This is a genomic window from Gilliamella sp. HK2, from assembly GCF_001690265.1.
GTDB lineage: Bacteria > Pseudomonadota > Gammaproteobacteria > Enterobacterales > Orbaceae > Gilliamella > Gilliamella apicola_C.
The window spans coordinates 1-1458 of the sequence record NZ_LZGV01000009.1 but is presented as its reverse complement, the minus strand read 5'-3'; the positions used below and the strand labels follow the sequence as shown (position 1 = coordinate 1458).

1 protein-coding gene is annotated in these 1458 nt (G+C 41.4%); it reads left to right on the top strand.

Annotated elements, in window-relative coordinates:
- Positions 1 to 253: 253 nt before the first annotated feature.
- Positions 254 to 1458, top strand: a 1205-nt coding sequence (locus A9G45_RS00205) for a type VI secretion system Vgr family protein (RefSeq protein WP_141673552.1), incomplete at its 3' end; no start/stop codon positions are given.

Below are 1458 nucleotides of genomic sequence, written 5' to 3'. Positions count from 1 at the left end.
AATGGCTTAAATCCCTTATTTAGCTAAAACGTTAAACGGTTATCACTTACTGGTTTAACTAATATAACCCATTAATATTCAGCACTATTTATTTAACAATTGAAAAAAAAGATTAAATTTTACACTAAAACAGTGTATGCTTTTTGGCTGAATTGTCTGTTTTTTGCACTCAGTCATACTGAGTATACGATTAAATAATAACTAAAATAAAAATAAACGGAATAAATTATGAGGAATAATAGGAGAGCAAAACATGTCGAATGAACTTAATCGCCTTTTGGATCAACTCGGTGGCGAGTTTAGCCATTTAATGGCCGGCTTAGGGGGCGTTAGTCATAACCGCTATACCTTAACCGTTGATGGGCTGACCGCACCAATTTCAGTTTTGCATGTTGACGGTGATGAGCAGTTAAACCAACCTTGGCGTTATGTGGTTACCTTTACCTGTCCTGACAAAACCTTATCGCCCGATGCGTTCCTTAATCAAAAATCGACTTTCTCCTTTAATCCTGTTATTAACAAACCATTAACTTCCGCTATTCGTTCACTAAGCGACTTGCCCGCCGTGACGAATAAACGCACCTTGCATGGGGTCATCACTGAATTTAGCCAGCTATCAGTCAATAAAGATGAAGCTCATTACCAAGTCGTGTTATCTTCGTGCTTAGCACGGTTGGCCGTGGGGAAAAATAGTGCCATATTTCAAAATCAAAGCGTGGTCAGCGTGGTTGAAGAAGTGCTACGCAGTCACGGCTTTACCGGCATTGATTACCGGTTAGCGCTCAAAGACAGTTATCCTGAACGGGAGTTTATCTCCCAGTGGCAAGAAAGTGACCTGGAATTTATTCAACGCTTATTGGCCGATGTCGGTATCTGGTTTCGCTTTGAAACCCATGCCGAGCATGATTGTGATGTGATGGTATTAAGTGATTATGAACAAGGCTATGTACAGGTGGCCAATATCGACTATAAACCGCCGAGTGGTATGGCCGATACGGGTGTGGAAAGTGTTTGGGATATCACCTTACATAGCGAAGTGGTACCCGCCTCAGTGACCGTTCAAGACTATAACTACCGTGATGCCAAAGCCGATTTACTCACCGATATCAACACCCAACCCAAAGTCCTCACCACCGATGGCAAGGACTACCGTTATGCCGAGCACTATAAAGGCTTAAATAGCAACGGACAAGATAACTCGCAAACGAGTAACAAAAATAACAATGGCGTTGGTAACCATGGTAATCCTAATGGTAATAACCAGTATAACGATAATCAAAACGATAATCAGATTGAAAGTGGTCAGTGGTATGCCCGTATTCGCCATGAACAGGCGATTAGTCAGCAAATTATCATTAAAGGTAAGAGTAATCGCTATAACCTTGCCCCCGGTCAATGGATTAATATCAACGGCAGTCCGCTAACGAATATTAATGACGGTATCCTCATTTTAAGTGT